This is a genomic window from Clostridium tertium, assembly GCF_902652255.1.
Lineage (GTDB): Bacteria > Bacillota > Clostridia > Clostridiales > Clostridiaceae > Clostridium > Clostridium tertium_A.
The window spans coordinates 1-9,627 of sequence record NZ_CACRTO010000030.1 but is presented as its reverse complement, the minus strand read 5'-3'; the positions used below and the strand labels follow the sequence as shown (position 1 = coordinate 9,627).

Below are 9,627 nucleotides of genomic sequence, written 5' to 3'. Positions count from 1 at the left end.
CAGGATCAAACTCTCAATAAAAAGTTTAATCTTTTGCTCAAATTACTTTGAGTCTTAATTTTAAGACTTAAAAGAATTGCTGGTTTATTTTACTTAACTTTATTCTGTTCAATTTTCAAAGACCATTTTCTTTGCCGCTCTCAAGCGACTTAATTATCATACTACTTTCAAACTAATATGTCAATAATTTTTAAAATTATTTTTTAGTTTTTTGCAGCTTGTTCTCTTTGGCTTTTGCCTGAGAACGAGATTAATCTTACCATCTCTATTGATAGTCATTTTTAACAAATATATAAATAATACGAATTTATTCTTATATTACTTAAGTATACTCCTTATTTTTAGATTATTCGTCTATTGATACACCAGGATAGTTTGTTATTATGTTTAAGCTTAGATACCATACTATCTCTAAGCCTAAACATAAAAATATAACTTTAAGATCTATTTAAACTAAATATATATTAATTTTTTAATTAACATAAACAATCTTTTTTTAAATCATTTATATATAAAGTTATTGTATCTATATATATGCCTTATACCACTCTTCTTCTTTGAATTGTTACAGGATAATTGTCTGTTCCCATAACTACTTTATTTTCTTCTACTATTGTTCCCCTATCAGCAATTACATTATTCATAATTACATTCTCTCCTATAATTGAGTTTTGCATTATAATACAATTTTTTATTTTTGCCCCTCTTCCAATTATTACTCTTCTACCAATAATACAATTTTTCACTTCTCCTTCTATATATGATCCATTAGCCACTATAGAATTAGTTACTAGACTCATCTCTGTATACTTGGCCGGTGGTTCATCTTGAGACCTAGTATATATAGGTTTTTCATTATAAAACAGCTCTCTATTCACCCCTTGATTTAGCATATCTAAATTAGCATCAAAATATGATTTAATAGAGTTTATACAAGATAAGTATCCTTCATACTCATAAGCTCCAACTTTTAATTTGCTTAAATTATCTGAAATGAACTCTTTTATCTTTTTATATACTCCTGATTTAGCACATTTTTGAATTATATCTATAAATAACTCTGACTTCATTATATACATTTCCATATTAATTTTTGCTTGTTTTTCTATACCTATATTTTCTCCAATACTAATTACTCTATTGTATTCATTCATATTAAGTACTTCACACTCTAAAAAACTTTTATTAGCATTGTCTACATTCTTAAATATTGTTGTTATATCATTATTAGATTTAATATGATATCTTAATACTTCACTAAAATTAATATTACATACCATATAGGCAGGACTTATTAAAATATATTCTTTTCTACTTTGTTTAATAAACTCTATATTTTCTACAAAATTATGAATATCATCATAAGCTGGTTCATAATCTCCAAAATTAAAAACTCTAAGACCATCTTTCTTTCTATGGAGATCCCAAGGCCTGCCATTAGTTAGATGATTTATAAGTGATTGAGATTTATTTGTAGTAAATATTCCTATACCTTCTATTCCTGAATTAGTCATATTAGATAATATAAAATCAATTAGTCTATATCTAGCCGATAGTGGTGCTGATGCTAAAGTTCTATATCTAACTAACTCACCCATTCTACTTTGATTTTCATCTAAATTAATTATTCCAAGGCAATTATTCATACTATACACCACCTCTAAGTATTTATTAGTTCATTCTTTAATGATATTTCTTTAAATTCTATTTCAAAGTTGCTACTTAAATATTCATTTGCAGCAACTACCTCTATCCCATCTGTGTTTCCTATCTTACATCCATGACTTATAATAGCGTCATTTCCTACTATAGCTTTCTCAATTCTAACATTATCTCCTATTTGTACATTAGGCATTATAACTGAATCTTTTATTACTGTATTCTTACCAACATATACCCCCTGAGATAAAATAGATTTTTCTACACTACCATTTATCATGCACCCTTCTACTATTAATGAATTCTTTATTTTAGCTCCCTCACCTATATAATGTGCAGGACTTACCTGGTTCTGCGAATATATCTTCCATTCACTATCATATAGATTCAGTCCTGCATCTATTTTTAATAAATCCATATTTGCTTCCCATAGACTCTCTATAGTACCAACATCTTTCCAGTATCCATCAAATGGATAAGCTATTAATTTTCTTCCTGCCATTAACATCTTAGGGATTATGTTTTTCCCGAAATCGTTGCTTGAATTAATATCTTTCTCATCTTCCTTTAAATAATGTTTTAATGTCTTCCAGTTAAATATATATATCCCCATAGACGCATTTGTACTTTTAGGTTTTTTAGGTTTCTCTTCAAATTCATATATTGAATTATCTCTCCTTGTATTCATTATTCCAAACCTACTTGCCTCTTCTAAAGGAACATTTATTACAGCGATAGTAGCTTCAGCATTATTCTTCTTATGAAAATTTAACATATTATCATAATCCATCTTATAAATATGATCTCCAGATAATATTAGTACATACTCTGGATTATACCTATCTATAAATTCTATATTTTGATATATAGCATTAGCAGTCCCTTTATACCAATCACCACCTCTTTCTCCTTGATATGGTGGTAAGATAGAAACTCCTCCATCTCTCCTATCCAAATCCCAAGAATCCCCAATCCCTATATGAGAATTTAAATCTAGTGGCTTATATTGTGTTAAAACTCCAACTGTATATATTCCAGAATTAGAGCAATTACTTAAAGGGAAATCTATAATTCTATACTTACCTCCAAAAGATACAGCCGGTTTTGCGATATCCTTGGTCAAAACTCCTAATCTAGACCCTTGTCCTCCTGCTAAAATCATTGCTACAATTTCTTTTTTCCCCATATACCTATCTCTCCTATACCAATTACTTATATATGAATAAGCACTTCTATTTACTAATTACTTCTTTATAAAGACTTATATATTCCTTAGCTGATTTCTCCCAGCTGTTATCTGATTCCATTGCAGATTTAACTAACTTATCCCACTTCTTTTTATCACTGTAAATATTCAAAGCATATTTTATTGTATTTAATAGTTCTAAATGATAATAACTTTTAAATCCAAATCCATTACCAGACTCATCATACTCATTATAAGGAGTTATTGTATCTTTAAGCCCCCCTGTTTCTCTTACTATAGGTATACTTCCATATCTCAAAGCAATTAACTGTCCAAGTCCACAAGGTTCAAACAAAGATGGCATCAAAAACATATCTGATGCAGCATATACCTTATGAGCTAAGTCATTGCTAAACCTAATATTGGCACTTACTTTATTAGGATATCTATTGCTAAAGTTTTTAAAGCCCTCTTCATATATATAATCTCCTGTTCCTAGAATAACAATTTGTACATCCTCCTTTAGAACTTCTTCTAGTATATTTAATATTAAATCACATCCCTTTTGATGAGTAAGTCTAGATACTATTCCTATCAAAGGAATATCCTCATTGATTTCTAAATTAAATTCTTTTTGAAGTTCCTTCTTATTAAGTAGTTTTTTTTCATAAGATTCACTATTATAATTAAAGTCTATTTTATTATCTAAATAAGGGTCGTATTCCTTATAATCTATACCATTTACTATTCCACATAGATAATCTTCTCTATATTTTAATAACCCTTCTAATCCTTCCCCGTATTCTGGAGTTTTTATTTCTTCAACATAACTGTTACTAACAGTAGTTATCTTATCAGAATAATTAATTCCACCTTTCAAGAAACTAACAGCTCCATTATGTTCTAAGCTCCCATTATAAAATGCTTCATAATCATAACCAAATAGCTCAGGTAAGACTTCCTTAGAAAACATACCCTTGAAATGAAGATTATGAATAGAAAAAATATTTTTAATGTCCTTTAGTTTTTCATTCCTTGAATACTCTAATTTGTATAATACTGATACCATAGAAGTCTGCCAGTCATTACAATGAATTATGTCTGGAGTCCAATCTATATTAAGTAAAAATTCTAATACCGCTCTACTAAAGAAAGCAAATTTTTCACCATCATCATAATAACCATATAATCCGTCTCTTTTAAAATAATACTCATTGTCTAGTAAATAGAATTTTACTCCTTCTATTTCATGTTCTAATATTCCACAATACTGACTTCTCCAACTTACATTTACACTGAACTTATCAACATAAACCAAATCCTTTTTTATTTCTTCTTTAATATCCCTATAATTAGGTATAATAACTCTTACATCTATACCCTCTCTTTTTAGTTCAATTGGTAATGCGCCTATAACATCACCTAATCCACCTGTTTTTATAAATGGATGTGCCTCTGAAGCAACAATTAAAACCTTCATCTTTATTCCCCCTTATTAATATTAGAAATAGCTAATACTGATACGGCCATCGGAGGAACCTTTATTATTATCGAATAGTTCTTATTATGATAGCTAAATTTTTCTGATTTTATCTTCTCTTCATTTAATTGATTTGATCCACCAAATTCAATACTATCACTATTAAACACCTCTCTATATTCTCCGTAGAATGGAACTCCTAGTTTAAAGTCATAATGTACTATAGGTGTAAAGTTACAAATGAATATTAAAGTATCCTCATCTTTAATTCCTCTTCTAATAAATATAAAAATACTTTGATCATTATTATTTGCATCTATCCACTCAAAACCGTTAGTATCATAATCCATCTCCCAAAGAGCCCTATTGTTTTTATAAAATTTATTTAATTCTCTTACATAAATTTGAGTTAACTTATGCATCTCAAATTTATCAGTTAGTTTCCACTCAAGCTCCTCATACTCTCTCCATTCTATAAATTGAGCAAACTCACTTCCCATAAAGGTTAACTTTTTACCAGGATGACCTATCATATAAGCTAAATATAATCTTAATCCAGCAAATTTATTCCAATAATCTCCCCACATTTTATCTATTAATGATTTTTTTCCGTGTACAACTTCATCATGGGATATAGGCAATATAAAACTTTCAGAGTGATTGTACATAATTGAAAAATTAATTTTATTATGATTATATTTTCTATATATAGGATCTAACTCTACATATTTTAATGTGTCATTCATCCAACCCATATTCCATTTAAAATTAAACCCTAATCCTCCATGTTCAATCGAATCAGTAACCTTTGGCCACGCTGTTGACTCTTCTGCTATCATTAATATATTTGTAAACTTAGAATCTATATTTCTATTAAGTTCTTTAATGAATTCTACTCCCTCTAAGCAACCATCTCCACCATACTTATTAGGTATCCATTCATCCTCTTTTCTTCCATAATTCAAATAAATCATATTAGATACAGCATCTACCCTAAGTCCATCTATATGAAACTCCTTAATCCAATAAAAAGCATTAGATATTAAAAAACTTCTTACTTCACATCTGCCTAAATCAAAATTAGCAGTACCCCAACCCTTATTTTCCGATTTCCATTCTTCCTCATATTCATAAGTTGGAGTCCCATCAAACTTAAACAATCCATGTTCATCCCTGCAAAAATGTCCTGGCACCCAATCTAGTATTACCCCAATATCATTTCTATGCAGCTCATTTATCAATTCTTTAAGTTCAGAAGCTGAACCATATCTACTATTTATAGAATAATACCCTGTAATTTGATATCCCCAAGAAGCATCTAGTGGATATTCACTTAATGGCATAAATTCAACATGAGTATATTCCATTTCTTTTAAGTACTTAGGTAGAACCTTACTTAATTCCCTATAAGTTAAAAATTCCTCTCCATTCTTTTTCCATGAACCTAAGTGAATTTCATATATATTTATAGGTATATTTAATGGATTGAATGCTCTTCTTTTATTAAACCACCTTTTATCTGTCCATTTGAATTTATCTTTTTTCTTTATAACGGACGCAGTGTTCGGTCTAAGCTCTGAGTAAAAAGCATATGGATCAGCTTTATATATTCCATTATTAGTATCATTGCTTACAATATAATATTTATATTTCTCACCATCTTTAATATTAGGAATAAATAAGCTCCATATTCCTTCATCATTTATTCTTTTCATTCTATATTTATCATCAGGAGTAAAATCACAAAAATCTCCTACTACGTATACTTCTTTAGCTCTAGGTGCCCATGTAGTAAACCTTACTCCTCTTTTTTTATTCTCATCTCTAAAATGTGCTCCCATAAATTTATAGCTAGTAAAGTTTTCACCTTTATGAAAGAGTTTAATATTTTCTTTTATTCCTTGATTACTTTTTTCATTAATTTGCAACATACTAATATCTCCCTAGTTAACATAAATAGAATAAAAATATTATATCAATACCTTGTATTTATTTCCATTTTTTCATCTTACTAGAATTATCATATTAAATTCTTTTATTACATTTATTTACATAATAGGTTTTCTTTATTTGTTAGTTAATAGATTAATTTTTAGAGATTTAAATTATATTTATATAATTTTTGTTTTAATATTAAGCTTTTCTTAAGGTAAGATTAATAGTTATTAAGTTTTTCTTCTTATATATATTAAGATTTAAGTTTTATTATTAATTACAATACGTACTAATAAGGAGGAAAATAATGAAGGTTTTAGAGGTAGAAAATCTAAAAAAGTCTCTTGGAAAAAGAGAAATTATTAAAGATATATCTTTTTCTATTGAGGAAGGTGAAATCTTTGGATTCTTAGGTCCTAATGGCGCTGGTAAAACTACTACTATAAGAATGCTCGTTGGTCTTATACATCCTAATGAAGGAAGCATTAAAATATGTGGCTATGATTTAAAAAAGGACACAGAAAAAGCATTAAAAGAAGTTGGTGCTGTCGTTGAGAATCCAGAGCTATATAAATACTTAACTGGAAGAGAAAATTTAATGCAAATAGCTAGAATTAGAAAAATTCCTAAGGAAAGTGTAGAAGAAACAATTAAATTAGTTGGTCTTGAAAATAGAATTGATGATAAGGTGAGAAAATATTCTTTAGGTATGAAGCAACGTTTAGGTCTAGCAGCATCTTCACTCTCAAATCCTAAGCTACTTATACTTGATGAACCTACTAATGGTTTAGATCCATCAGGAATCTTAGACTTTAGAGAAGTAGTTAAAAAAGCAGCTAGAGAAAAAGGAATGGCAGTCTTTATATCTTCACATATATTATCAGAGGTACAGCACTTATGTGATAGAGTTGCTTTTATCAATCATGGAACTATTAAATCAGTAGAAAATGTAGTAAATGATTCTATGAAAACTGATACTGATATTATTTGTTTAAATCTTACTAAAGAAATAGATCTGAACTTACTTAAAAATATTGAATATATACAATCAGTACGAAAATCTGAAGATGGAATTGAAATTATTTTATTATCTAATACGACTCCAAAACTAATTAAGCATCTTGTTAATAATAACTTTGAAATAGAAGAAATCTATAAAATCAGAAAAGGTCTAGAACAAAGATATATGGAATTAGTAGAAGGGGGGATAAGATAACTATGCTTACACTTATTAAAAATGAACTTATAAAAATTTTCAAAAGACCTAAGACTTGGATAGTTTTTGCTTTATTTATTGCCTTCATTGGTATAACAGCTTATGGTACATGGAGTGCAGATAAAAACATGAGAGAGTGGATTTCTCCCGAATATCAAATTAAACAAGCAGAAGAACAATTAGTACATGTAAGAAATGATATTAAGAGAGCAGAAGCTGATGGTGATGAAAATTGGATAAATGGCTCAAAACAAATAGAGCAAAGCTTACTAAAGCAAATAGATGATAACAAAAAAATTATTGAAAATGGAATTGAAGAAGATGCTTGGAAAAAGCAATTAGATGATAAAATTAAAAACTTAGAAATTATAATTAAAGAATACGAAGATACAGGCATTAATGAATGGAACAAAGTTTATTATGCTCAAGATAAGCAAACTTTAGAAGACTATAAATATCTAAAAGCTAATAATATAGCACCTATAGAAAACTGGGAATATAACGAATACAGTTTCTATAATAACTTAAGCCAATTCTTCGGTCTAGGATTATTAATTGCAGGTATTGCTGTATTTATGAGTGATATTGTATCTGGAGAATGTACCCCTGCTACTTTAAAGTTCTTACTTATACAACCAGTTAAAAGAGGGAAAATATTATTTTCTAAATTTATAGCTGCTGTTATAACAGTGCTTTCATTAATATTAATTCCCCAACTTGCAGGAATGGCGATAGTTAATGTAACAAGTAATATAGAAGCTTCTGATTATCCTATTAGAATAGAGCAACAATATGAGAAAAAATTTGATCAAAGCTCACAACAAATGATTATGGAGCAAGTTCCTGATACATCTACTATGGTAACTAATAAAGAATTTGCATTAAAAAGTATAGGATATCAAGCCTTATTTATATTAACAGCTTGCTCAGTAGTATTTATGATTTCAACTTTATTTAAAAGCAGTATGATATCTATGGCTGTTTCAGTAATACTAACTATATTCTTAACAATAGGAGGTCAAGCTATTACTACAATTAGTTCATATAGTCACTTATTATTTACAACATATGCTGATTCAGTTAGCTTATTAAACTCCAATTTAGCATTAGCTTATAACAATCCTAATTTAACAACCACTACTGCAATAGCATGTATGTTAATAACTGCTATAGTAGCTTATATAATAGCTCATTTTAATTTTACTAAAAAAGATATATTAATTTAAAATAATATCAACAATGTAATTACTATTATCCACAAGTATTGTATTCTTATATAATATCTTGTGGATATATTTTTACTATATATATTTCAATAAATAATATACATCTTGAGTACTTATGTAATTTTAAGTGAAAAATGATTTTCAAATAAAATTACATTAATTGAAATCATAGATCTTTTAATTTCTATATAAGTTAATTGTGAATTACCTAACTGAAATATTTTACTTATTAACGAACTTAATAAAATATAATAACTATTGCAACTTATATACTTTTAAATCATCAATGCTTCGAAATATATTGATAATTATTATCTATTAATATATACTATTTATATAATTAACTTTATTAAAGGAGGGCATTATGAGTTCACAAGAAAAGGACACAAAGAAGCCACAAGAAGTAATTGCTCCTAAAAAGGTAAAATATCAATGCTTACACACAAGCGAACCTAGAGAATGTACTTGCATTAGAAGCAAAGGTTTAGTTTTAAAGAAAATAAATTAGACTCATAGAAAAAAAGACTTAAGATTAAATCTTAAGTCTTTTTTATTTATTAACCTGGCAACGTTCTACTCTCCCACACAGTCGCCCGTGCAGTACCATCGACGCTGTAGAGCTTAACTTTCCTGTTCGGAATGGAAAGGAGTGTTTCCTCTACGCCATCATCACCAGATAAGTGACGGTCCAAATTTTAATTTGGTTCCCGGAACTTATGCAAATTGCCTTAGCAATTTGTATTCCTTTTTCAGATTGTTCTCTGAAAATTGCATATGAATAATTTTTAACATTTTCAAATTTATTGGTCAAGCCCTCGACCTATTAGTATCAGTCAGCTAAATATGTTACCACACTTACACCTCTGACCTATCAACCTTGTGTTCTTCAAGGGGTCTTACTAGCTTACGCTATGGGAAATCTCAT

The 9,627-nt window shown here is 28.4% G+C and carries 6 protein-coding genes and 2 rRNA genes; 2 read left to right on the top strand and 6 right to left on the bottom strand.

Annotated features, from left to right (window positions below; translation table 11 throughout):
• Window positions 1-539: 539 nt before the first annotated feature.
• The 4 genes from glgD to glgB are packed head-to-tail and all read right to left on the bottom strand — an operon-like array spanning window position 540 to window position 6,256.
• Complete coding sequence (glgD, locus tag GPX08_RS11880; protein WP_156627026.1) at window positions 540-1,646, bottom strand: glucose-1-phosphate adenylyltransferase subunit GlgD; 1,107 nt, start codon at window positions 1,644-1,646, stop codon at window positions 540-542.
• 14 nt (window positions 1,647-1,660) lie between these two features.
• Complete coding sequence (locus tag GPX08_RS11875; protein WP_156627025.1) at window positions 1,661-2,845, bottom strand: glucose-1-phosphate adenylyltransferase; 1,185 nt, start codon at window positions 2,843-2,845, stop codon at window positions 1,661-1,663.
• Window positions 2,846-2,891: 46 nt separating this feature from the next.
• Window positions 2,892-4,325 (bottom strand): glycogen synthase GlgA, encoded by a 1,434-nt coding sequence (glgA, locus tag GPX08_RS11870; RefSeq protein WP_156627024.1) that lies wholly within the window; start codon window positions 4,323-4,325, stop codon window positions 2,892-2,894.
• Between the two features lie 2 nt (window positions 4,326-4,327).
• Window positions 4,328-6,256, bottom strand: a complete 1,929-nt coding sequence (gene glgB, locus GPX08_RS11865) for a 1,4-alpha-glucan branching protein GlgB (RefSeq protein ID WP_156627023.1) — start codon at window positions 6,254-6,256, stop codon at window positions 4,328-4,330.
• Between the two features lie 311 nt (window positions 6,257-6,567).
• On the opposite strand from glgB, the gene GPX08_RS11860 reads away from it, so the two are divergent.
• Both GPX08_RS11860 and GPX08_RS11855 read left to right on the top strand, forming a co-directional pair.
• Window positions 6,568-7,476 carry an ATP-binding cassette domain-containing protein gene (locus GPX08_RS11860; RefSeq protein WP_156627022.1) on the top strand — a complete coding sequence of 303 codons (909 nt, stop codon included), beginning with the start codon at window positions 6,568-6,570 and terminating at the stop codon, window positions 7,474-7,476.
• Window positions 7,477-7,478: 2 nt separating this feature from the next.
• The gene (locus tag GPX08_RS11855) at window positions 7,479-8,702 is read left to right on the top strand and encodes an ABC transporter permease subunit (RefSeq protein ID WP_156627021.1); all 1,224 of its coding nucleotides are present in this window, start codon (window positions 7,479-7,481) and stop codon (window positions 8,700-8,702) included.
• A gap of 560 nt (window positions 8,703-9,262) precedes the next feature.
• On the opposite strand, the gene rrf is transcribed toward GPX08_RS11855, so the two are convergent.
• Both rrf and GPX08_RS11845 read right to left on the bottom strand, forming a co-directional pair.
• Window positions 9,263-9,379: ribosomal RNA gene (gene rrf / locus GPX08_RS11850) — 5S ribosomal RNA — on the bottom strand.
• A 123-nt stretch (window positions 9,380-9,502) separates the two neighbouring features.
• Window positions 9,503-9,627, bottom strand: a 23S ribosomal RNA gene (locus tag GPX08_RS11845); the annotation flags it as partial.